Genomic DNA, 22,348 nt, shown 5'->3' with positions numbered 1-22,348 from the left:
ATACCTCAACATATTGTAAGTGTACCGCCCGGCCTTTGAGCGGTGCAAGAACAAACGTGAACGATTGGTTAATCAGCTTTGGGCCGCCCGCTTCAACTTGGATTCGCGCCACGCGATAAAGCTGACGGCGGCCACAATCACCGTGCCACCCGTGATGACCCAGATGTCCGGGGCCTCGTCGAACAGGGCCCAGCCCACCAGAACAGACCAGACCAGTTGCAGGAAGGTCACAGGCTGCGTCACGGACACCGGGGCGGCTGCAAAGGCAAGGGTCATGGTGTAGTGTCCTGCGGTGGCCAAGCAGGCGACGATGGCCATCCAGAACCACTCCGTCGCGGAGGGGGGACCCAGACCGCAAAGGCGAGTGGTGCCAGCCCCACCGTGACCGTGATCGACAGCATGCCCACCACGACCGAGGCCGGGACCTCCCCACTCATCTTCTTAGCTAAAAGGTAAGACCCCCCGAACAGAATCGCCGTGAAGATCATGGCAATGTGGCCGGGCTCAATCTCTCGGAACCCCGGGCGCAGGATGATGAACGCCCCCAGCAGCGCAAAGCCGATGGCCGCCAAGCGCCGCGCCGCCAACCGCTCCCCAAGGAACAGCGCGGCCCCAAGGGTGACATAGACCGGGTTCAGGTAGTTCATCGCCGTGACCTCGGCGATCGGGATCTGGGTCATGGCATAGAACCACAGGGTCACGGCGCCTGTGTGGAACACCCCGCGCAGGGAAAACAGCCGCCACTCCCGCGCGCCCAAATGTGCCGCGCGCAAGGCGGGCAAAGCGGGGATCAGGAACACCAGTCCCAGTAGGTAGCGCATGAAGGCCGCCTGTGCCGCAGGTAGGTCCTGAGCGCCGTGTTTGACCACGGCGGTCACGGCCACGAAGAGCACCCCTGTCAGCAGCATCCATCCAATTCCGGCAAGGGGGCGTGGGTCTGTCATGGCCTGTTGGTGGCAGGCGCCGCGCGCTATAGCAACAACAGTTTTCCGGCCAATGCCCACATGACCACACCCATCACCGCGTCCAGCACTTGCCACGCGCGGGGCTGGGCGAACAGGGGGCGGACGATCCGCGCGCCGTAGCCGAGGATCAGAAAGAACAGGATCGAGGCAGACATAGCCCCAACGCCGAACACCCAAGGGGCCGCGTATTGCGTGGACACGGACCCGATCAGGATCACCGTATCCAGATAGCAATGGGGGTTCAGCCACGTCATCGCCATTACAGTCGACAGCGCGGCCCACAATGACCCAGCCTCGCCCGCTGCCTGCATCTGCGCCCCGCCCCGCCACGCGGACAGGAAACACTGCGCCCCGTAAACCAGCAGGAAGGCTGCACCGCCAAATTTGAACACCGGCACCAACCACGGCAAGGCCGCTGACATAATGGCAAAGCTGCTGACGCCCACCGAGATCAAGATCACCTCGGACAGGGCACAGACCGCCACCACGGGGCCCACGTGTTGGCCAATGATCCCTTGGCGCAGGACAAAGGCATTCTGCGCCCCGATGGCCAAAATCAGGGACAGGCTCAGGGAAAAGCCGGCGATGAAAGCGGTGTGGTCCATGGGCCCTCGGACGTGTTTTACGTGCCCTACTCTGTCGTTCCCGCAAAGACCAACAAAAGATCGTCCCCAAAGGGCGGCAAACGCCCCAAAACACAGGGTTTGGGTCCAACAAACGTCCCGCGCACGTCACAATCGTGCCTCATCTTTCGGATATGCCTGCAAAAAATGGAGGCTAAAATGCATTTCCTAAAAGATGAATGTGGCGCGGTGACAGTGGATTGGGTTGTTCTTACGGCAGCGCTCGTCGGTTTGGGTTTGGCCACGATGGGTGTGATCAACACTGGCACCAAGGACCTATCGACAGATATCGAAACGCAACTTCGATCCAACGACATTATCAAAGCGTCCTTCGGGCCGACCTCGCTGTCAGATTTCTGGCGCGACGGCATCGGAATGCCGGATGCGGTGATCTCGACGCCGGACGGAACCACGTTCGTGCCACAGACACTCACCCGACAGGACTTTGACAGCGACGCCGCCAAGATCAGTGGAATGAGCGAGGCTGCCATTCTGTCTGCGATTGACGAAAAACGGAAAGACTCGCGCGACTACGAATACAAGACTGTCAGTTTGAACATGCTGATGTGGGAAGCGGACCGGCGCAACATCACCGTTCCCGATTAACTGCGCATAATTTACGCGCAAAAAGGCCGGGAACGACGCATATCACCCCCGGCGTGTGGATCAGCCAGATCAAAGATCAGGCGTTTGCTTCGCGGATCTGGTCGGCTTTTGCCTTGTCAAATTCGACGCCGTTTTGCTCCAGCATCGTGTCCAACTCCCCCGAGAGGGTCATCTCGGTGATGATGTCACAACCGCCCACGAACTCCCCCTTGATGTAAAGCTGGGGGATGGTAGGCCAGTCGGAATAGTCCTTGATGCCCTGACGGATCGCATCGTCGGCTAGGACGTTTACGTCCTTGTACTCCAACCCCATGAAATTCAGCACACCCGCCACACGGCTGGAAAAGCCGCACTGGGGCATCGTCTTGGTGCCCTTCATGAACAGCACGACGTCGTTGGATTTGACCGTTTCTTCGATTTGGGTTTTTGCATCAGACATCGTTGTCTTCCTTTTTGAAAGAGTGGTCCCGGGGCACAAAGGCCCGGGCGTATTCCTGGGGATCGCGGGGCACGTGGAAACGGGCCGTATCGCCGCCCCCGCCCCCGCCAGAGGTATAGACCACCTCCACCGTTTCGTAGCCTGTGCCGGGTTCGGCCCCTCGGGTGCGCTTGGTTTCATAGTGCACGGCCTGAATAGCGCGCAGCACCAGCAGGATCAGCACAACCGCGCCCCCGAAAGCCATGAACCCGTAGAACGACATCAGGTGGGCGCGCGGGTGGTCAGGGCCAGTGCATGCAGCTCGCCGTTGGCCCCATCCATCTTGCCCTTCAGGGCCGCATAGACGGCGCGTTGTTGCTGCACCCGGTTCTTGCCCGCAAAGCTGGCATCGACCACCATGGCCGCCATGTGCACCCCATCATCGCCAGAGACTTGGATTTCCGCGTCGGGAAAACTCTCGCGCAAAAGGGCCTCGATCTCGTTGGCTTGCATGGGCATGGGCAGTCTCCGTCTGGTTTGGACAAAACATAGCGCCCCACTGCCCCCCTCACAAGGCCACCCCCTGCTTTGGGCGACAAATACCTCGGGGAGATCCGGAGGGGCTGGCCCCTCCGGCGGGTCGCCGTCAGGCGAAGTGACCGGCAAAGCTGTTGCGGTACACGTCAGAGAGTTCGGACAAGGGGGCGCTGACGGACCCAAAGGATACCATATCCCCGGTGAACCGGCCCACTGTGGCGATCGGCACGCCCGCTTGGTGCGCGGCGATCATCAACTCCTCGGCCTTGTCGAAGGAACAGGCAATCAGGTAGCGGGCCTGATCTTCGCCAAACAGGGTTGGCGTGTCCTCTGCGTCCAAGATCACACCGACGCCCGCCGCTTCGGCCAGTTCGAACGCGGCCATGGCAAGGCCACCATCCGACAGATCCGTGCAGGCGTTGATCATGGCGTGGTTGTCGCGGATGAAATCGCCGTTGCGGCGCTCAGCCACCAGGTCCACGGCAGGGGCATCCCCCTCTTCACGGTTGAACACCTCGGCCAGCAGGGCAGATTGGCCAAGGTGGCCCTCCCCCTCGCCCACAAGGATCGCAAGGTGACCGTCGCGCACGTCGCCGATGATCGCGTCGTCCAGATGGTTCAACAGGCCCACGGCCCCGATGGTCGGTGTGGGCAGGATGCCCTGCCCGTCGGTCTCATTGTACAGGCTGACGTTGCCCGACACGATGGGCATGTCCAGCGCGATGCAGGCCTGTCCGATCCCGTCCAGTGCCTCCACAAGCTGGCCCATGATCTCGGGCTTTTCGGGGTTGCCGAAGTTCAGGTTGTCCGTGGTGGCCAAGGGCTTGGCCCCTTTGGCGCAAAGGTTGCGGAACGCCTCGGCCACGGCCTGCTTGCCGCCCTCAACGGGGTTGGCCTTGACATAGCGCGGTGTGACGTCCGCGGTGAAGGCAAGGGCCTTGTCGGTTCCGTGCACCCGGATCAAGCCCGCGCCTGCCCCCGGTGTCACCACGCTGTCGCCCATGACCTGGGTGTCGTATTGTTCAAACACCCAGCCGCGATGACCATAGTTCGGGGAAGCCAAGAGCGCCCGCAGCCCGTCGATGGGGTCAATCCCCGGCACGTCGTCCAGCGGATCGGCGGCGGGTGTCGGCACCCAGGGCCGGTCGTATTCCGGCGCTGTAGAGGCGAGTTTCGACAGGGGCAGGTCGGCCTTCACCTCGCCGTTGTGCAGGATCAGAAAACGGTCCTCGGCAATGGTCTCGCCGACGATGGCGAAATCGAGGTCCCATTTGTCGAAGACCGCCTTGGCCTCCGCCTCCAACTCGGGCTTCAGGACCATCAGCATCCGCTCCTGTGATTCCGACAGCATCATTTCATAAGCGGTCATGCCTTGTTCACGCACGGGCACGCGTTCCAGATCAAGGCGCACGCCAAGGCCGCCTTTGTCGCCCATTTCCACGGCTGAGCATGTCAGGCCAGCCGCCCCCATATCCTGGATCGAGATCACGGCGCCGGTTTGCATCAGCTCCAGCGTGGCCTCCATAAGGCGTTTTTCAGTGAACGGGTCGCCCACTTGGACCGTGGGGCGTTTGTCCTCGATCGTGTCGTCGAATTCTGCGCTGGCCATGGTGGCCCCGCCGACACCGTCCCGACCCGTCTTGGCCCCCAGATAGACCACGGGCATTCCGACCCCGCTGGCCGCCGAATAAAAAATCTTGTCCGCGTCGGCCAAGCCGGCCGCAAAGGCGTTCACAAGACAGTTGCCATTGTAGGCGGGGTGGAACCGCACCTCGCCGCCCACGGTGGGCACGCCAAAGCAGTTGCCATAACCGCCCACGCCTTCGACCACGCCGTGCACCAGTTGGCGCGTCTTGGGGTGGTCTTTCTCCCCGAACGACAACGCATTCATCGCCGCAATGGGGCGCGCGCCCATGGTGAAGACGTCCCGCAGGATGCCACCCACACCGGTCGCGGCCCCTTGGTAGGGCTCGATGTAGCTGGGGTGGTTGTGGCTTTCCATTTTGAACACCACCGCCTGCCCGTCCCCAATGTCCACGACACCGGCGTTTTCACCGGGACCGCAGATCACCTGAGGGCCATCGGTGGGCAGTTTACGCAGATGCAGCTTGGAGGATTTGTAGGAACAATGCTCGTTCCACATGGCCGAAAAGATGCCGAGTTCCGTGAAGGTCGGTTCGCGCCCGATGATATCAAGGATGGTGGCGTATTCATCCGGTTTGAGCCCATGGGCGTCGATCAGGTCGGGTGTGATGGCAGGTTCGGTCATGTCTATCCCCAAGGTGGCATGGGCAGTGTGTAGTCGGGTCAGGCGGTCGGTGGAAGTGAGGTGTTGCGCCGCGCTGTCGCGCGCCGCGGGGGTGGGGGCGCTGCCCCCGGCGCATGCGCGCCTCCCCCGGGGTATTTTGGACCCAATGAAGCCTAGAGCTGGTCCATGACCTCGTCCGACGCCTCAAAATTGGCGGTGACGTTTTGCACGTCATCGTCGTCTTCGAGGGCGTCGATCAGTTTCATCAGGCTTTGCATGCCCTCCAGATCCAGAGGCGTGGTGGTTTGGGGTTTCCAGACCAGCTTTTGGCTTTCCGCCTCGCCCAGATCAGCCTCTAACGCGGTAGAGACGGCGTTCAGGTCGGTTGCCTCGGTCCAGATGACATGGGACTCCTCATCCGATTCCACGTCCTCGGCGCCCGCTTCCAGCGCGGCCATCATAACGGTGTCCTCATCCCCCACGGACGCGGGATAGATCACCTGCCCCTTACGGTCGAACATGAAAGCAACCGAGCCGCTTTCGCCAAGGTTCCCGCCGTTCTTGGTAAAGGTGGAGCGCACGTTGGATGCCGTGCGGTTCTTGTTGTCGGTCATCGTTTCCACAATGATCGCCACGCCGCCGGGGCCGTAGCCTTCGTACCGGATCTCATCGTAGTTTTCACCATCGCCGCCGATCGCCTTTTGGATCGCGCGTTCGATGTTGTCCTTGGGCATGGAGTTCGACTTGGCTTCTTTGACCGCAAGCCGCAGGCGCGGGTTCTTGTCGGGATCGGGGTCGCCCATCTTGGCGGCCACGGTGATCTCCTTGGAGAACCGCGAGAACAGCTTGGCGCGGATCTTGTCCTGGCGGCCTTTGCGGTGTTGGATGTTGGCCCATTTTGAGTGCCCTGCCATGGGTCGTCTCCATTTCGTAAATGCGTGTTGGGCCTGCTATACAGAAGGAGCCTGCCCCCCTGCAAGGCGCACCCCCATGAAAGTCCCGCAGATCACCCTGCACCCCGGGCATTCCCTACATCTGCGGCAACTTTTCCCCCGCCCGCGTGGCTGATGCAGCCTTGGCAATGCGGTTGGCGCGCGTGGCCGCAGTTTTGGCCAGTTTGATCCAGCGCAGCACATTGCGGCGGTAGCTTGGGGCCATCGCCTCCCACGCTGGGCGCAGATCCCCTAAAGCCACGTTCAGATCCTCGGGAACGATCAAGGCGTCTACGTCTGCCATGAAATCCCAAAGGCCATTCGCCTGCCCCTCCACCACGGACGCAAGACCGGGGGCCGCCATCCGACCGTCCGCCGTCAGACGCGCGGCGCGGTCTTTGTAGCTGGCCGACCAATGCTGCACCCGGCGCGGCGTGATCAGCTGGGCCGTGCGGTCTGCGTCCACGGTGAACCTGCGCCCATCAATCCAACCGTGAGCGACCAGCGCATCCAGCACCTGATCGCGGCTGACATAGCGGTCCGGATGCGCCGCTTTCCAGGTAATCAGGATCGCGCCATCACTCGCATAGTGCACCGAAAGCCATTCCCACAGCGCCTGCACGCTCTGGACTTCAACGGAGGGATGGGTCTTTGGTGTCGCCATGATCCAACAGGTAGGCCGCCCATGACCCAAGACCAGACACTGTTGTTTGCCCTGTTCGGTGGGGTGTTCGCCATGCTGCTGTGGGGGCGTTTCCGGTATGACCTGGTGGCGTTCACGGCGCTGATGCTGGGCGTATTGGTGGGGGCCGTGCCCACAGGTGACGCCTTTTCGGGGTTTGGCCACCCTGCGACAATCATCGTGGCGCTGGTGCTGGTGGTCTCGGCCGGGTTGGTCCGCTCGGGTGCGGTAATCCTGATCACCCGGACACTGATCGACACAGGCCGCAAGCTGGGCGCGCACATCGCAATACTAGGCGCGGTGGGCGGCGTGCTGTCGGCATTCATGAACAACGTGGCGGCCCTCGCCCTGCTGATGCCCGTGGACATCGCCACCGCACGCAAGGCGAGCCGCGCGCCGGGCCTGTCCCTGATGCCCCTTTCGTTCTGCACGATCCTCGGCGGCATGGTGACCCTGATCGGCACGCCCCCCAACATAATCATCGCAGGCATCCGCGAGGATATGCTGGGTGAGCCCTTTGCCATGTTCGACTTTGCGCCTGTGGGCGGGGTCACCGCGCTGGTGGGGCTGGCGTTCGTGGCGCTCATCGGCTGGCGCCTGATCCCAACGCCTGAGGGCGGCGACCAAGCAGATCCCATGGGCGACATGGCCGACTACATCGCAGAATTAACCGTGCCCGAGGGCAGCAAACTGGTGGGCCAACGGCTGCGCGACCTTTATGACGATGCCGAAAAGGTGGACGTGGCGATCCTGGGTCTTGTGCGGGACGGCAACCGCCGCTTTGGCACCGCCCGCAACGTAGCGCTGCGGGCCGGAGACGCCATCGTGCTGGAAGCCACACCCGAGGCGCTGGACGAATTCCGCACGGCCCTGAAACTCGACTTTGCCGATCCTAAACGCCAAACCCTGCTGAACGCAGAGGGCCAAGGCCTGACCCTGATCGAAGTCGTCGCGACCGAGACAAGCCGCATCACTGGCAAAACCGCGCAATCCATCGGGCTGGGCTGGCGGCGGCGCACCGTGCTGATGGGCTTGTCGCGGCGCGGCACGAAGATCACCAAACTGCTGCGCAAGACCGAAGTCCAGCCGGGCGATATCCTGCTGCTGCTCGCACCCACGGAAACCGCCGACGATGTGACCGAATGGCTGGGCTGCCTGCCCCTTGCCGATCGGGGGCTGGCGTTGACCCAAGACAAAAAGACATGGGCCGCAATCGCGCTGTTCGCCGGGGCCGTAGCCCTCGCAGCTCTGGGTCTGGTTTACTTGCCTGTGGCCTTGGGCGTTGTCTGCATCGGCTACATCGCCATGGGCGTCGTCCCCTTGCAGGAAATCTACAACAAGATCGAATGGCCCGTGGTGGTCCTTTTGGGGTCCATGATCCCGCTGGGGGCCGCGCTACAGCAATCGGGCGGAACCGAACTGATCGCAGGATCACTGATCGGCCTGACCGAGGGACTGCCTGCATGGGCCATCCTGACGGTTCTGATGGTCGTCACCATGACCCTGTCGGACGTGCTGAACAACACCGCCACGGCCATCGTCGCAGCCCCCGTGGGGATCGCCATGGCAAACAGCCTTGGCGTCTCGCCGGATCCGTTCCTGATGGCCGTGGCCGTCGCAGCCTCTTGCGCGTTCCTGACCCCGATCGGGCACAAGAACAACACCCTGATCCTCGGCCCGGGCGGTTACAAATTCAGCGACTACTGGCGCATGGGCCTGCCACTGGAAATCATCGTGGTCGCGGTCTCGATCCCCATGATCCTTCTGGTCTGGCCACTTTAGCGCAGACGCCACAGCTTCATTGGGTCAAAAATACCCAATCCCGTTCGGGCAACACTCAGATCGTTCGCAATGAAACCGAGGCCGCGCAAGCAGTAGACAAAACATGTCGTGCGGCGCAGCCGCGCCTTTTGGTCAGACTTCGCCGGCAGGCCGGATCACGGCACTTTCAGACAAGGGCGAGATGAATTGGCGCCGCACTCCGTTCACATCGACCACATAGACCTCGGCCCGGGGGCGCAGGGCCCCGTCTGCGCCGACGACGCCAAAACTCTCTTCGACCAAGAACCGCGCGGGGTTCGTGTTGCCCAGCCGGAAGATCACCTCATAGGGCAACGCATAGCCGCAGTTGTCCGTCACCCCGGACCAGCCAGAGGTCACGCCCTCGGGCCGGTTCGCCACGCAGCGCGCGCCGTCTGTCATCTGAATGCTGATCTGCTCAACTCGGATCTCCACGTCTGCGATCCGCGCCTTGTCCGAAGGCTGTACAGCGACGGGGGTCAGGGTGCTTTGACAACCCGCAACAACAACGGCCAAACCGAGGGTCCAAAGTTTGCGCATAGCGGGTCCTTTCAAAACGTCCAAATCAGCGGGATCAGCAGGCTGGCCAGAATCCCTACAGACAGGTTTAGCGGAATGCCCACCTTCATGAAATCCGTAAACCGATACCCCCGGGCCCGTAGACCAGCATGTTGGTCTGATATCCGATCGGGGTGGCAAAGGATGCGCTGGCCGCCACCATCACCGCCACCACCAAGGGGCGCGGGTCGATGCCCAGTGACATGGCCAGCCCAATGGCAATCGGTGTGACCACCACGGCCACGGCATTGTTCGACACCAACTCTGTCAGAACACTGGTCAGCAGATAGATCGCCCAGACCAGCAAAAACGGCGGCAGCCCGGCCAGATAGGGGGCCACCGCCCCCACGATCAGCGACACCGCGCCCGAGGCTTGCAGGGCCGCCCCAATGGCCAGCATTGCAAAGATCAGGGCCAGCAGGCGCCCCTCCACAAAACCAAAGGCCTCTTCCGCATCAATACAGCGGGTGCCCAGAACAATGGCCACCGCCAAGACCGCCAACAAGAAGATCGGCGCCACCCCAAGGGCGGCCAGCACGACCAAGGCGGCCATGGCCACCACAGGCACCCAGGCCATTTCCCGACGATAGGCCTTCGCCTCAGGCTTGGCCACGTTCACAAGGTTCATGTCTGCGGCCAGCCGCGCGATGTCATCTGGCGCGCCTTCGATCAATAGGGTGTCGCCCAGGCGCACCACCAGATCATCCAACTGCTGTCCGATGTTCTGGTTCCGCCGATGCACGGCCAGCGGATAAACGCCATAGCGCCGCCGCAGCCGCAAACGGCCCAGCTTCTGGCCCACCATACGCGCACCCGGGGAGATCAGGACCTCCACGGTCGTGGTCTCTTTGGCATCCACCTGATCCAAACGCTTCAGGGATTTTGTGCGTTGCAGGGTCAACAGCTCTGCCATCGGGGTGCGCAGCACGACCCGGTCGCCCACTTGCAGAGTCACGCCCGAAAGGTTCCGGCGCAAAGACGCATCCCCACGGATCACGTCGATCAGGCGCACGCCTTCGCGTTTGAACAGCTGCACCCCCAGCACGTCGCGGCCCACAAGGTTGCTTTCGGGGGGATCACGGCCTCGGTAAAAACTTCATCCGGGACCGGTCCCCCCAGCATCGCCGCCATGGACGCGCGTTCAGGCAACAGCCGGGGCGCAACAAAGTACAGGTACGCCATCCCCCACGCCACAAGGACCACGGCCAAAGGCGTCACTTCAAAGATTGTAAACGCCCCCAAGCCTTCGGCCCGGGCGACGCCGTCCACCAGCAGGTTTGTCGAGGTCCCGATCAAGGTCAGAGTGCCCCCCAGAATTGCGGCATAGGACAGCGGGATCAGCATCTTGGACGGCACCGTTCCCAGCTTGCGCGCCAGTTGCACAAACACCGGGATCATCACGACGACAACGGGGGTGTTGGACACAAAGGCACTGGCCACCACCACAAACCCCATCAGCGCGGCAATGGCCCGGCGGGGCGAGATATCGGCCTGCCGTTCCGCATAGCCTGTGAACCATTCAAGGGCCCCCGTCCGCACCAAGGCCCCCATGACGATGAACATCGCGGCGATGGTCCAGGGGGCCGGGTTGGACAGAACGGCCACAGCGGCGTCGTATGGCAGCACGCCCGTGATCAACAGGACGCTGACGCCAAGGATCGCCGTAACCTCGGCCGGGAAAACCTCACGCAGGAACAGGGCAAACATCACCCCCACCGTGGCAAGGGCGACGATGGCGTGGGCGTCTTGTGGGATCAGTTGCGCGATCAGGTCCATGGGCGGTGCCTTTGGTTACAGGTTACTGTCCTGCGGGCGGGCGTGTGGCGCAAGCACGGATTTCGGGCGCGGCTGCACCAGCGCGACGCCTGCCAACATCACGACGAGCGCGGCCCAGACGCTCCACCCGAACCGCTCTCCCAGCAGGATCATTGCCCAGATTACGCCGAACCCGGTGACAAAGTAGCTGACCTGCGCCGCAAACACGCTGCCCGCCCGACCCACAAGCCAGACGTAGGTGACATAGGCAAAGGCGTGAAGCAGAGAGGATCCGAGCAGAGCCAGATCCGGCGCGGCCATCGTCGGCGTGATCCACTGGCCCGCGATCAGGGCCACGGGCAGCACCAGGATCAACCCCACCACGGACGCGCCCGCCAGCAAGGTCACCGCGTCCACGCCTCCCGTGCCCCACTTGGCGACAAAGTTCCCCTCGAACCCGTAAAACAGCGGCGCGATCAGGGCGATGGGGATGACGGCCAGCAGGGCACGATCCGGCAGGCTTGCCTCTGGGCCCACGATCAGCAGCACGCCGCAAAAGCCAAGCCCAAGGCCCAACAGGCGGCGCAGCTCTGGCCGCTCCATCCCCAGGACGATGGCGATGGGCAGGGCCACCATGGGCACGGTCGACAGAAGGATCGAGATGATGCCCGCAGGCAGATGCCGCGCCGCCTCGTAGCTGGCCAGACCGGGTAGCAGCGTCCCCAGCAGGGCAATCGCCGCGTAGAATTTTACGTTCCGCCACACAAATGGCAGAGGCTTGCGCCGCACGGTCAGTATCGCGCACAGCACGGTGGCCATGATCGCCTTTTGCCAGACCAGTATACCCAGCGTACCGTAACCCGTGCTGACGGCGATTTTTGCCAAAGGCTGCGACAGGCCCCAAGCGGCCCCACAGGCCATCAGCACCAGCAGCAGCGGCATCAGAGGGGTGCGGGCCCGGAAAACTGCAATCGTCCGCCCACGCGCACCATCTCGACCCGCTTGGCCTTGCCCGTACGATCATCGGTTTCGGCGTAAAGGCCAGACACCGTCGCCTCCTCCGTTGCCGGAGTAAAGCGCCCCTTGCCCATGCCAGTTACGAAACGGCGCAAAGGTTCGGCCTTGTCCATCCCAATCACGGAATTGTAGTCGCCGCACATGCCCGCGTCTGCCTGAAACGCCGTCCCGCCGGGCAGAATCTGCGCATCCCCCGTGGGCACATGGGTGTGCGTGCCCACCACCATGGACGCGCGCCCGTCGCAGAAATGCCCCATGCCCATCTTCTCGGACGTGGCCTCGGCGTGGACATCAATAATCGTGGCTTGCACGGCGGCGCCCAAGCGGTGGGTGTTCAACACCTGATCCAATGCGCTGAACGGATCGTCGAAGGGCCGTTTCATAAAGACCTGACCCAGCACCTGCATCACCAACACCTTGCGCCCGCCCACAGTGAAAATCCGGTGCCCACGCCCCGGCGCGTTCTTGGCAAAGTTGAGCGGCCGCAGGATGCGCGGCTCCCCATCAATCGCTTGCATCATGTCGCGCTGGTCAAAGGCGTGGTCCCCAAGGGTCAGCACGTCCACACCGGCCTCCAACAGGCTCTTGGCGTGGGACGCACTCAGCCCCGCGCCCGAGGTCGCGTTCTCGCCATTGACCACGACGAAATCCAGACCCCACGCCGCGCGCAGACGGGGCACCTGTTCCACGATGGCCGCACGCCCGGCGCGCCCCATCACATCACCTAGAAAAAGCAGTTTCATCCCGCTTCGCTAGGCCAGCGGCGCGCGGGCCGCAAGGGACTAAAGCACGCGGGTCTCGGTCACCAGCGCATCAAGGGGTTGGTCCGTCGGTTCCTGCGGCACTTGGGCCAGTTCTTGCGCATCATAGGCAAAGCCGACTGCGCGCACCGGGCCACGGGCGCGCAGCCCCTCTAGTGTGCGGTCGTAGAACCCCCCGCCATACCCCAACCGGGCACGGGTTTTGTCAAAGGCAACCAAGGGCGCGATGATCAGATCAGGTGTGACGAACTGCGGATCGCGCGGGACGGCGGCACCGAACGGCCCGGCCTGCATCTCACAGCCGGGTGTCCACAGGGCAAAGCGCAGGGGCGCGCCCGCCGCATCAATCACCGGGACACAGATGCGGTTGCTAGCGGCCAAGGCCTCCATCACAGGCAGGGGCGACACTTCGGTCCGGATCGGCATGTAACCCGCAATGACCTGCCCCGTCATAGGCCCGATCCAATCCAACAGCCGCGTCTGCGCTGCCGCATCCAGCCCGGCAACATGGGCCTGTTTGCGTGCGGCAAACGCGGCCTTGCGCAGCTGCGCCTTGTGGTCTGTCATATCCATGGACAACCGCTACCGCGCCGCCCGCCCGGACACAACGCCCCACACCACCCCTTGCCCACCTTGACCCGCTGGTGTTGTCTGGCACCATGTACACGCTCGATCACCTCGTCATCACCGCCCCCGATCTGGACACGGGCACCGCTTGGGCCGAAGCCGCCCTTGGCGTGCCCTTTGGCCCCGGAGGTCAGCACTTGGACATGGGCACCCACAACCGCTTACTGGGGCTTGGGGACATCTACATCGAGGTCATTGCGATCCAGCCCGGTGGCACCGACCCGGGGATCAAACGCTGGTTCGATCTGGACAGCGGCCCAACGGAACCGCGCCTGTCCCACTGGGCCTGCCGCACCGACGACCTGCCCGCTGCCGTGGCAGCCCTGCCCGCCATCGGCACGCCCAAGGCCCTGTCCCGCGCCCACCTGCGCTGGCGCTTTGCGATACCGGCCACAGGTCGCCTGCCGTTCGACGATGTGCACCCTGCGATCCTGTCATGGGACACGGACCCACCGAAACTGCCCGCCAGTGGCGTGACCCTGAGCACACTGACGGTCCACCACCCGCAAGCGGCGGACCTGCTGAACGCTCTCCCCCTGCCGGATCCAAGGGTTCGGATCGTCGCGGGTCCACCCGGCCTTTCGGCCACGTTCGACACTCCAACCGGGCAGCGCAGCCTGTGATCCGCCCGGCCACCGCCACCGACGTGCCCGCGATTTGCGCCATAATCAACGCCGTGGTGGACCGCCCGGACGTCACCTTCCGCAGCCTGCACCGCACCGAGGCAGACATCCACGCCATGCTACAGGCGGCCCCTGTCCTTGTGGCTGACGACGCAGGCGCGGTCATAGGCTACGCCACATGGGGGCCTTTTCGCAGCGGCGAGGGCTATGCATCTTGCATCGAACACTCCATCGCGCTGGCTCCCGGCACCGAACGTAAAGGGACAGGCCGCGCCCTGATGCAGGCCCTGATCGCACACGCCGCGCAGGCCGGTTTTCACACCATGGTCGCAGGCATCTCGGCCGCCAACCCGCCCGCCGTTGCGTTTCACACCAGCCTTGGGTTCACCCACGCGGGCACCCTGCCCCAGGTCGGCCAGAAAGCAGGCCAATGGCAGGACCTGATCCTGATGGTCAAACGCCTGGACGACCGTCCCCACCCCTAACCGCATTGATCCACACATCCCCTCTGGGCGCGGCAGGGGCTGGCCCCTCACCTCGCACCGGTCCATACTGCGCCCCATGTCCATTTGGTCCCGCATCGCTGACGCCCTCGCCGCCCTGACCAAGGGCGAGTCGATCCGTGACGTGCTCGCCCGCCTGTCCACGCCCCCCGAACGCTCCATCGCGTTCACAATTGCCGTCATCGCCCTTGGCGCGAAAATGGCCAAGGCGGACGGAGAGGTCACGCGGGACGAAGTCGCCGCCTTCCGCGAGGTCTTTACCATCCCTGATGCGCAAACCGACAACGCCGCGCGCGTCTTCAACATGGCGCGCACGGACGTGGCCGGATTCGACGCCTACGCCCGCCAGATCGCCGCCATGTTCGAGGGGACATCCGACACTCTGCGCGACCTGCTGGACGGGCTGTTTCATATCGCGCTGGCTGACGGAATCTACCACCCCAAGGAAGACGACTTTCTGCATCAGGTGGCCCAGATCTTTGGACTGTCTGACCGGGAGTTTCGGGCCATGCGCGCGCGCTTTGTCCCCGGCACTGAAATGGATTGCTACGACGTGTTGGGCGTCAGCCCCGAAGATGACCTCGACACAATCCGTAAGTCGTGGCGCACCCTTGTCCGCGACACGCACCCCGATGCCATGATGGCCCGTGGCCTGCCCGAGGAGGCCGTGAAGCTGGCCGAAAAACGCCTGATCGCAATCAACCGCGCATGGGAAAACATTCAGGCCAAGCACCCCTGACATGCGGATTGCGACCTATAACGTGGAGTGGTTCAACGCGCTGTTTGACGAGACTGGCCTTGCGATGTCGGACGCATGGTCACGGCGTCATGGGATAATTAAATCACAACAAATCAATGCTATAAAGACCGTTCTTCATGCTTTAGATGCAGATGCTATCATGGTGATCGAGGCACCGGACACCACGGAGCGCCGCACGACGACGGACGCGCTGCAGACCTTTGCGCGTTTTGCGGGCCTCCGCGCCCGGCGGGCGATCACGGGCTTTACCAATGGCACCCGGCAAGAGATTGCCTGCCTTTATGACCCGGATGTGATCACCGTCAGGCACGATCCCAAGGACACAGCCGACACGCCGCGATTTGATACGGCCTTTGCCATTGACTTGGATACGGACGCAGAACCTGACCCGGTCACGTGGTCCAAGCCACCGCTGGAATTGGCCCTGACGTACAAGGGTCGGGACCTGCGCGTCATCGGAGTCCATGCGAAATCAAAGGCCGTTTATGGCGCACAGAACGACGCCGACGCCACCCGCCTTGCCATCGCCAACAGACGCAAGCAGTTGGCACAGTGCATCTGGTTGCGCGCCCGGGTGAATGCCCATTTGGCGGCGGACGAGGACGTGATCGTGCTGGGCGATTTCAACGATGGGCCCGGGCTGGACGAGTTTGAGGCGCTCTTTGGCAAGTCCGGGGTCGAGATCGTGGCAGGCGGCCCCGATGACATTCCCCTTTTTGATCCTCATGCCGCCGCCCCCCACCGTCCGGGCGCGGTACAATTTGCCACCGCACGTTTTTATGACCGCGACACGCAGCGCTATTTTAACGCTTTGCTGGACTTCGTGATGGTGTCGCCGAAGCTCAGACCGCGTGCGACTTGGCGGATTTGGCACCCGTTCGACGACCCGGCGTGCTTTGACGATCCGGCGTTGCGACAGGCCCTGTTGGACGCCTCGGACCACTTTCCCGTTTTTGTGGAAATTGACATCTAGGGGGACGCCCCCATGTTTTGAAGATGAAGAACACTGCTGTCGCCCTTTGCCTCGCCGCCCTATTGGCCAGCCCGGCCACGTCACAGGAGGCCGATCCTTTAGATCAGGGTCTCGAAAAACTGAACGAAGGGTCCCGCCTCTTGTTTGAAGGATTGATGGGCCAGTTGGCACCCTTCCTGGACGAGATGGAGGATCTGGGCGACGATCTTCGGCCCTTCGTAGAAAACCTACGGTCCGAATTGGGAGAGGCTTTTGAAGGACTTAACGCCTATCACCCGCCTGAGCTGCTGGAAAACGGGGACATCATTCTACGTCGCAAGCAGCCGCAGATGGACAAGGAGGCCGCCGAGGCAAACCCCGACGGCACTATTGATCTTTAGAAGTCGACCTTGATGGCCACGCCCTTGGCAATGGCCAGATCAACGACAGAGGCCGCGACGGCCAAGTCTTGCAGGCCGACACCAGTCCCATCAAACAGCGTGATATCATCAGCCGAGGTGCGACCGGGGTTGGTGCCGTTGATCACGGCCCCCACCTGGGCCACGTCGCTTTCAACGATCAAGCCTTCGGCAATGGCATGCTGCGCCTCGCCGATGGTGACAGACTGGGCCACCTCATCGGTAAACACTTTGGCCCGTTGTAACAGGGCTGCCTCAACCTCTTGTTTACCTTTGGTGTCGGTGCCCATGCAGGCGATGTGCGTGCCGGGACTGACATGATCGGCCATCAGGGACGGCGCAAAGGCAGAGGTGATCGAAATGATGACATCCGCCTCGGCCATGCCGGGCAGATCGACCGCCTCAAACGGGACACCCGCCTCGGCCGCGACCTTTTCGATATTAGGCAGCATATCAGGGTGATAGTTCCAGCCGACGACCTTGTCGAACTTGCGTTGTTCTAGGGCGGCGCGCAGCTGGAACGTCGCTTGGTGCCCTGCGCCGATCATGCCAATGACCTTGGCGTCCTCGCGGGCCAGATGTTTGATCGAGACAGAGGACGCCGCCGCCGTGCGCAACGCCGTCAGCAGGTTGCCACCCACCATGGCCGACGCCTTGCCTGTGTCGGGATCGAACAGAAACACCGTGGACTGGTGATTGATCAGCCCGCGCTTTTCCAGATTGTTCGGCCAGTAGCCCCCGGCCTTGAGACCTAGCGTCAGGCCCGCCCGATCAAAGCCGCCCTTGAACCCATAAAGAGCGTCTTCGTGGCCAATCGCCTCGCGCACGACAGGGAAGTTGTAGGCATCTTCGGCGGCCATGGCGGCAAAGACCTTTTCCACTGCATCAAACGCAGCTTCTCTGGTCATGAGATCGGCAATCTCACGTTCTGGAACAATCCACATCTTATGATTTCCTTAGAAAGAGAGGTGCGGCGCCCGATGTCGGGCACCGCAGAGCGTTAGTGGAAACTTACCAAGCGCGCCCACGGGCGGACACAGGCCAGACACATTCGACCACACCATTGCGCACGCCGACATACCAGTCATGGACGTTGCAGGTGGGGTCACAGTGACCGGGTACAAGGTGCAGCTTTTCGTTCACTTTTAGAACACCATCGGGGTCTGCGACCACGCCATGTTCGTCCGAACATTTCACATATTCAACATCCGTGCGGCCAAAGATCACCGGCAGACCAGAGTCCACGGACTGCGCCTTCAGCCCGGCGTCCACAATGGCCTTGTCGGCCTTTGCATGTGACATGACAGAGGTCAGGATGAACAACGCGTTCTCCCACTCGCCCTGGTCGATGCGCTTGCCGTCCTTGTCAAGGATACGACCGTAGTCCGCGTCCATGAAGGCGTAGGACCCACACTGCAATTCGTTGTACACGCCCGAGGTGCTTTCGAAATAGTAGGATCCGGTGCCACCACCGCCGACGATATCACATTCCAGCCCATCTGCCGCCAACGTGTCCACGGCGTCTTTGACCTGAGCCACGGCCACGGCGATCTTGGCCTTGCGATCCTCGTAGCTGTCCATGTGCTGCATCGCGCCCTGATAGGCTTGGATGCCAGCAAATTTCAGGCCCTCAGCGGCGTCAATGGCCTTGGCGATTTCTACAACAGCTGGCGTGGTGGTCACGCCGCAACGGCCCGCGCCACAGTCGATTTCCACCAGACACTCGATTTCGGTGCCATGACGCACGGCGGCCTCGGAAAGGTCGGCCACGTTGGCCAGATCATCGACACAGCAAATGGTGCGCGCACCCAGCTTGGGCATGCGGGCCAGACGGTCGATCTTTTGCGGCTCACGCACCTGGTTGGATACCAGCACATCCTTGATGCCGCCGCGGGCAAACACCTCGGCCTCGGAGACCTTTTGACAGCAGACGCCGCAGGCCCCGCCCAGTTCGACCTGCAACAAGGCCACGTCGACGGATTTGTGCATCTTGCCGTGCACCCGGTGGCGCATGCCCTTGGATTTGGCGTAGTCGCCCATCTTTTTGATGTTCCGTTCCAGCGCGTCCAGATCCAGAACCAGTGCAGGGGTTTGCACCTCGGATTCCTTCATGCCGGGCAGGGCTGGAATGTCGAAACCAACTTCGTATTGGTCTAGGTTTGTCATGTCTTTCATCGGATCTCTCCACGATTGAGGGGCTGCGAGGGATGGGCCGGTTCAGCGGGCCCGGGTCCCCGATAGTGACGCGTGTTTCGTATCGGAAACACGCAGTAAGGAAAAGGGCCTAGCCGTTCATCCAGGGCAGTTTTGCCAAATCAACATTGCCGCCAGTGACGATCACGCCCACACGTTTGCCCGCGAACCGATCCTTGTTCTTGAGGATCGTGGCCAAAGGCACGGCGCAGCTGGGTTCCATCACGATTTTCATGCGCTGCCATGTCAGTTTCATGGCGTCGATGATCTCCTGCTCGGACGCGGTCAGAATGTCCGTGACGTGGTTGGACACAAAGTGCCACGTCAGCTCTTTCAGCGGCACCTTCAAACCATCCGCGATGGTCACAGGCGCATCATCCGCGATGATGTGCCCCGCCTTGAAGCTGCGATAGGCGTCGTCGGCCTGTTCGGGTTCGGACGCAATGATCTGCACCTCCGGGGCGATGTTGGACAGGGTCAGACAGGTGCCCGAGATCATGCCGCCGCCGCCGATGGGGGCCACCATCATATCCACGCCGCCGGTCTGTTCCATGAACTCGCGGCTGCAAGTGCCCTGCCCCGCGATCACGCGCGGGTCGTTGTAGGGGTGGACAAAATTCCCACCCGTGGCCGCCTGCACCTCGGCAAAAACAGCCTCGCGGCTGGTGGTAGAGGGCTCACATTCCGTGATGATCCCACCATAGCCGCGCACGGCAGCCTTCTTGGCTTCAGGCGCGGTGCGGGGCATGACCACGTTGCACGGGATGCCGCGACGACCGGCCGCGTAGGACAATGACAGCGCGTGGTTCCCGCTGGAGTGTGTGCACACTCCTTTCGCCGCGTCCTCGTCCGACAGGCCGAACACCGCGTTCGAGGCACCGCGCACCTTGAATGCCCCCGCCTTTTGGAAATTCTCACACTTAAAGAAGATCTCCGCACCAACCAGATCGTTGAAATAGCTGCTGGTCAGCACGGGCGTGTTGTGGATGTGAGGGCGGATCCGGTCGTGGGCCGCGATCACGTCGTCATAGTTGGGAATGTCGAGGATATCTTTCATCTGCTTTACTCCGCTGCGAGGGCCAGTTCTGTGGGCGTGGCCCAGGTGGCTTGGGCGGCGGCAACACCGCTGCCAAGGGTCATTGGCAATCCTAGGTCGTGCATGCACATTTCGGCAATGGCAATGCCGGACAGGGCCTGCGCCTTGGTCAATTGGCCCAAGTGCCCGATGCGGAACACCTTGCCCGCAACCTCGCCCAGACCCGCGCCGAACGCCATGTCATAGGCCTGAGAGGCGTGGGTCACGATGCGCCCCGCGTCAAACCCTTCGGGTGTCAGGATTGCCGTAACGGTATCGGATTGCCATTCGGGCCGGGTCGCGCAGGTTTCCATGCCCCACGCGGCCACGGCGGCGCGCACGCCCCGGGCCATCATCGTGTGGCGGGCAAAGACATTCTCCATCCCCTCGTCCAGCAGCATGGCGCAGGCGTCCTTCAGCCCGTTCATCAGGCCGACAGGCGGGGTGTAGGGGAACGCGCTGGCGGCATAGCCCTTGGTCAAGTCGTTCAGGTCCGCATAGGTGCGGGGCAGTTTCGCCGTGGCCATCGCCCCAAGGGCGCGCGGGCTGACACCCAGAATGGCCAGACCCGCAGGCAGCATGAAACCCTTCTGGCTGCCGGTCACGGCGATATCCACACCCCATGCGTCCATCTCGAACGGCATCGACCCGATGGAACTGACACCATCCACCATGAACAACGCCGGGTGGTTGGCGGCATCCAGCGCGGCGCGCACGCCCTTGATATCGCTGACAACGCCCGTGGCGGTTTCGTTGTGGGTGGCAAGCACGGCCTTGATACGGTGCTGTGTATCGCTGGCCAAAACCTCGGCGTAGCGGTCCACTGGCAGACCCTCGCCCCACGGGGCTTGCAGGACGATCACATCCAACCCGTGCCGTTCGCACATGTCGATCCACTTGTGTGAGAACATGCCGTTGCGCCCGATCAGGATCGTGTCGCCCGGGGACAGCGTGTTGGTGATCGCAGCCTCCCAGCCGAGGGTGCCGGTGCCGGGCAGGATGAACACTTCTGCGGTCGCGCTGGCCAGAACCTGTTTCACGCCCGCACGCGCCGGGTGCAGTATATCCGCAAACGCGGCAGAGCGGTGATCCATCGTTGGCATATCAACGGACTTGCGCAGGCTTTCGGGCAGGTTTGTGGGACCGGGAATAAAAACTGGGTTTTGCATGTGGTGTCCTCCTCTGCCGCTAGGTCTATCGGACGGGATGTCGCAGGCCAATTTTTTTGAAAAAGAATTTCGCAAGATGAAAAAGGCAGTGAAAAGCATGTATTTCAAACACTTGCTATTTTTCATCTGGTGAATATAATTTTCATAAATGGAAAAGGACCGAGATGACCGATCAACCCAAACGCGGACGCCCCCGGGCGTGGGGGGACAAGACCGCCCAAAACACCATCCAGGCGCTGGACCGCGCCCTTGTTGTGCTGGACCACCTGTCGAAAGGGGCCGGGCACAGTTTGTCAGACCTCGCGGGTCAGTTGGATCAGTCCCCGGCCACCCTGTATCGCGTATTGGTCACGTTGGAGGGTCACGACATGGTCGAAATGGATCCCTCCGAGCAGACGTGGCACATCGGTCCTGGCGCGTTTCGGGTCGGATCTGCCTTTTTGCGGCGCACATCCCTTGTCGAACGCGCACGCCCCATCATGGAACGGTTGATGCGTCAGACCGGCGAAACCGCCAACTTGGGCGTCGAGCGTGGCGGTAAGGTGTTGTTCTTGGCGCAGGCCGAGACACACGAGAGCATCCGCGCCTTCTTTCCTCCCGGCACCCAAGGCGCCATGCATGCCAGCGGCATCGGCAAGGCGATCCTGTCCCAACGGCCCGAGGGGGAGGTGCGTGCAATCATGGCCGATCAGGGTCAAGACCGCTTTACCGAGTTCACTTACGATAGCATCGGCGACCTATTGACCGACCTGCGGACCGCAGCAACACGCGGCTATGCGCTCGACAACGAGGAACGCACCTTGGGGATGCGCTGCATTGCGGCGCCTGTCTATAGTGCCGAGGCGCAGGTGATCGCGGGCCTCTCCATCTCTGGGCCTGTCAGCCGCGTGACACCGGAACGGGTTGCAGAAATTGGCAACCATGTCCGCACCGCCGCACGGCAGCTTTCGCGCGATTTGGGGTGGGCAGAGGTGTAATGTCCGACAATTGACAGAGCGTAAATCAATTGTCAGACAACCAGTGTCCGACAATTAACGCCCCGTAAATCGAATGTCTGACAATACATCGGCAACCACTGCCCTTGACTTTTTGCGAGTGATTTTCATATGCACCTTGCAACATAGG

23 protein-coding genes and 2 pseudogenes are annotated in these 22,348 nt (G+C 62.4%); 8 read left to right on the top strand and 17 right to left on the bottom strand.

Features of this window, described 5'->3' with window-relative positions; all coding sequences use genetic code 11:
- Positions 1-72: 72 nt before the first annotated feature.
- Together ACZ1G0_RS06660 and ACZ1G0_RS06655 are read right to left on the bottom strand one after the other, a co-directional pair.
- Positions 73-908, bottom strand: a pseudogene (locus tag ACZ1G0_RS06660) (DMT family transporter).
- Between the two features lie 62 nt (positions 909-970).
- Positions 971-1,570, bottom strand: a complete 600-nt coding sequence (locus tag ACZ1G0_RS06655) for a LysE/ArgO family amino acid transporter (RefSeq protein ID WP_472736230.1) — start codon at positions 1,568-1,570, stop codon at positions 971-973.
- Positions 1,571-1,747: 177 nt separating this feature from the next.
- Between ACZ1G0_RS06655 and ACZ1G0_RS06650 the strand changes: the two genes are divergently transcribed.
- Entirely contained in the window at positions 1,748-2,194 is a 447-nt protein-coding gene (locus tag ACZ1G0_RS06650; protein ID WP_472736229.1) for a hypothetical protein, read from the top strand.
- Between the two features lie 76 nt (positions 2,195-2,270).
- Here ACZ1G0_RS06650 and grxD read toward each other — a convergent pair whose 3' ends face one another.
- The 6 genes from grxD to ACZ1G0_RS06620 all read right to left on the bottom strand — a co-directional run bounded on the left by grxD (position 2,271) and on the right by ACZ1G0_RS06620 (position 6,993).
- Positions 2,271-2,633 (bottom strand): Grx4 family monothiol glutaredoxin, encoded by a 363-nt coding sequence (grxD, locus tag ACZ1G0_RS06645; RefSeq protein WP_472736228.1) that lies wholly within the window; start codon positions 2,631-2,633, stop codon positions 2,271-2,273.
- Complete coding sequence (locus tag ACZ1G0_RS06640; protein ID WP_472736227.1) at positions 2,626-2,895, bottom strand: hypothetical protein; 270 nt, start codon at positions 2,893-2,895, stop codon at positions 2,626-2,628. The genes grxD and ACZ1G0_RS06640 overlap by 8 nt, the downstream gene beginning before the upstream one ends.
- A complete protein-coding gene (locus tag ACZ1G0_RS06635) occupies positions 2,895-3,131 on the bottom strand; it encodes a BolA family protein (protein ID WP_472736226.1) in 237 nt (78 codons plus the stop codon). The genes ACZ1G0_RS06640 and ACZ1G0_RS06635 overlap by 1 nt, the downstream gene beginning before the upstream one ends.
- 127 nt (positions 3,132-3,258) lie before the next feature.
- Complete coding sequence (gene purL, locus ACZ1G0_RS06630) at positions 3,259-5,418, bottom strand: phosphoribosylformylglycinamidine synthase subunit PurL (RefSeq protein WP_472736225.1); 2,160 nt, start codon at positions 5,416-5,418, stop codon at positions 3,259-3,261.
- A gap of 152 nt (positions 5,419-5,570) precedes the next feature.
- A complete protein-coding gene (locus tag ACZ1G0_RS06625; protein WP_472736223.1) occupies positions 5,571-6,311 on the bottom strand; it encodes a YebC/PmpR family DNA-binding transcriptional regulator in 741 nt (246 codons plus the stop codon).
- A 115-nt stretch (positions 6,312-6,426) separates the two neighbouring features.
- Positions 6,427-6,993, bottom strand: coding sequence for a YdeI/OmpD-associated family protein (locus ACZ1G0_RS06620; protein WP_472736222.1), 567 nt, complete (start codon positions 6,991-6,993; stop codon positions 6,427-6,429).
- 21 nt (positions 6,994-7,014) lie between these two features.
- Here ACZ1G0_RS06620 and ACZ1G0_RS06615 point away from each other — a divergent pair, with 21 nt between their 5' ends.
- Positions 7,015-8,793 (top strand): SLC13 family permease, encoded by a 1,779-nt coding sequence (locus ACZ1G0_RS06615; protein ID WP_472736221.1) that lies wholly within the window; start codon positions 7,015-7,017, stop codon positions 8,791-8,793.
- A 132-nt stretch (positions 8,794-8,925) separates the two neighbouring features.
- Here the strand turns inward: ACZ1G0_RS06615 and ACZ1G0_RS06610 are convergent, their stop codons facing one another.
- From ACZ1G0_RS06610 to ACZ1G0_RS06590, 5 genes and pseudogenes are all read right to left on the bottom strand, one after another.
- The gene (locus tag ACZ1G0_RS06610; RefSeq protein ID WP_472736220.1) at positions 8,926-9,351 is read right to left on the bottom strand and encodes a hypothetical protein; all 426 of its coding nucleotides are present in this window, start codon (positions 9,349-9,351) and stop codon (positions 8,926-8,928) included.
- Positions 9,352-9,362: 11 nt separating this feature from the next.
- Positions 9,363-11,145 (bottom strand): annotated as a pseudogene (locus ACZ1G0_RS06605) (SLC13 family permease).
- A 15-nt stretch (positions 11,146-11,160) separates the two neighbouring features.
- Entirely contained in the window at positions 11,161-12,066 is a 906-nt protein-coding gene (locus tag ACZ1G0_RS06600) for a DMT family transporter (RefSeq protein ID WP_472736219.1), read from the bottom strand.
- Positions 12,066-12,884, bottom strand: coding sequence for a TIGR00282 family metallophosphoesterase (locus ACZ1G0_RS06595; protein ID WP_472736218.1), 819 nt, complete (start codon positions 12,882-12,884; stop codon positions 12,066-12,068). The genes ACZ1G0_RS06600 and ACZ1G0_RS06595 overlap by 1 nt, the downstream gene beginning before the upstream one ends.
- Before the next feature lie 39 nt (positions 12,885-12,923).
- Positions 12,924-13,475 carry a 5-formyltetrahydrofolate cyclo-ligase gene (locus tag ACZ1G0_RS06590; protein ID WP_472736217.1) on the bottom strand — a complete coding sequence of 184 codons (552 nt, stop codon included), beginning with the start codon at positions 13,473-13,475 and terminating at the stop codon, positions 12,924-12,926.
- Positions 13,476-13,561: 86 nt separating this feature from the next.
- Between ACZ1G0_RS06590 and ACZ1G0_RS06585 the strand changes: the two genes are divergently transcribed.
- From ACZ1G0_RS06585 to ACZ1G0_RS06565, 5 genes are all read left to right on the top strand, one after another.
- A complete protein-coding gene (locus ACZ1G0_RS06585) occupies positions 13,562-14,152 on the top strand; it encodes a VOC family protein (RefSeq protein WP_472736216.1) in 591 nt (196 codons plus the stop codon).
- Positions 14,149-14,637 (top strand): GNAT family N-acetyltransferase, encoded by a 489-nt coding sequence (locus tag ACZ1G0_RS06580; protein ID WP_472736215.1) that lies wholly within the window; start codon positions 14,149-14,151, stop codon positions 14,635-14,637. The genes ACZ1G0_RS06585 and ACZ1G0_RS06580 overlap by 4 nt, the downstream gene beginning before the upstream one ends.
- A 76-nt stretch (positions 14,638-14,713) precedes the next feature.
- The gene (locus tag ACZ1G0_RS06575; protein WP_472736214.1) at positions 14,714-15,394 is read left to right on the top strand and encodes a TerB family tellurite resistance protein; all 681 of its coding nucleotides are present in this window, start codon (positions 14,714-14,716) and stop codon (positions 15,392-15,394) included.
- A gap of 1 nt (position 15,395) precedes the next feature.
- Positions 15,396-16,388: an endonuclease/exonuclease/phosphatase family protein gene (locus tag ACZ1G0_RS06570; protein ID WP_472736213.1), complete on the top strand. Its 993-nt coding sequence runs from the start codon at positions 15,396-15,398 to the stop codon at positions 16,386-16,388.
- 23 nt (positions 16,389-16,411) lie between these two features.
- Complete coding sequence (locus tag ACZ1G0_RS06565) at positions 16,412-16,768, top strand: hypothetical protein (protein WP_472736212.1); 357 nt, start codon at positions 16,412-16,414, stop codon at positions 16,766-16,768.
- Here ACZ1G0_RS06565 and bhcD read toward each other — a convergent pair.
- From bhcD to bhcA, 4 genes are all read right to left on the bottom strand, one after another.
- Positions 16,765-17,730 carry an iminosuccinate reductase BhcD gene (gene bhcD / locus ACZ1G0_RS06560; protein WP_472736211.1) on the bottom strand — a complete coding sequence of 322 codons (966 nt, stop codon included), beginning with the start codon at positions 17,728-17,730 and terminating at the stop codon, positions 16,765-16,767. The two genes, ACZ1G0_RS06565 and bhcD, sit on opposite strands and share 4 nt — an antisense overlap.
- 67 nt (positions 17,731-17,797) lie before the next feature.
- A complete protein-coding gene (gene bhcC, locus ACZ1G0_RS06555; protein WP_472736210.1) occupies positions 17,798-18,961 on the bottom strand; it encodes a 3-hydroxy-D-aspartate aldolase BhcC in 1,164 nt (387 codons plus the stop codon).
- A 109-nt stretch (positions 18,962-19,070) separates the two neighbouring features.
- Positions 19,071-20,036 carry a beta-hydroxyaspartate dehydratase BhcB gene (gene bhcB / locus ACZ1G0_RS06550; protein ID WP_472736209.1) on the bottom strand — a complete coding sequence of 322 codons (966 nt, stop codon included), beginning with the start codon at positions 20,034-20,036 and terminating at the stop codon, positions 19,071-19,073.
- Between the two features lie 5 nt (positions 20,037-20,041).
- Complete coding sequence (gene bhcA, locus ACZ1G0_RS06545; protein WP_472736208.1) at positions 20,042-21,223, bottom strand: L-aspartate--glyoxylate aminotransferase BhcA; 1,182 nt, start codon at positions 21,221-21,223, stop codon at positions 20,042-20,044.
- A 164-nt stretch (positions 21,224-21,387) separates the two neighbouring features.
- Between bhcA and bhcR the strand changes: the two genes are divergently transcribed.
- Positions 21,388-22,200, top strand: a complete 813-nt coding sequence (gene bhcR, locus ACZ1G0_RS06540) for an HTH-type transcriptional regulator BhcR (RefSeq protein WP_472736207.1) — start codon at positions 21,388-21,390, stop codon at positions 22,198-22,200.
- Positions 22,201-22,348: the final 148 nt, after the last annotated feature.

The sequence above is a fragment of the Thalassobacter sp. HA4-2 genome, from assembly GCF_055693705.1.
This window is presented reverse-complemented; position numbering and strand designations above follow the sequence as displayed.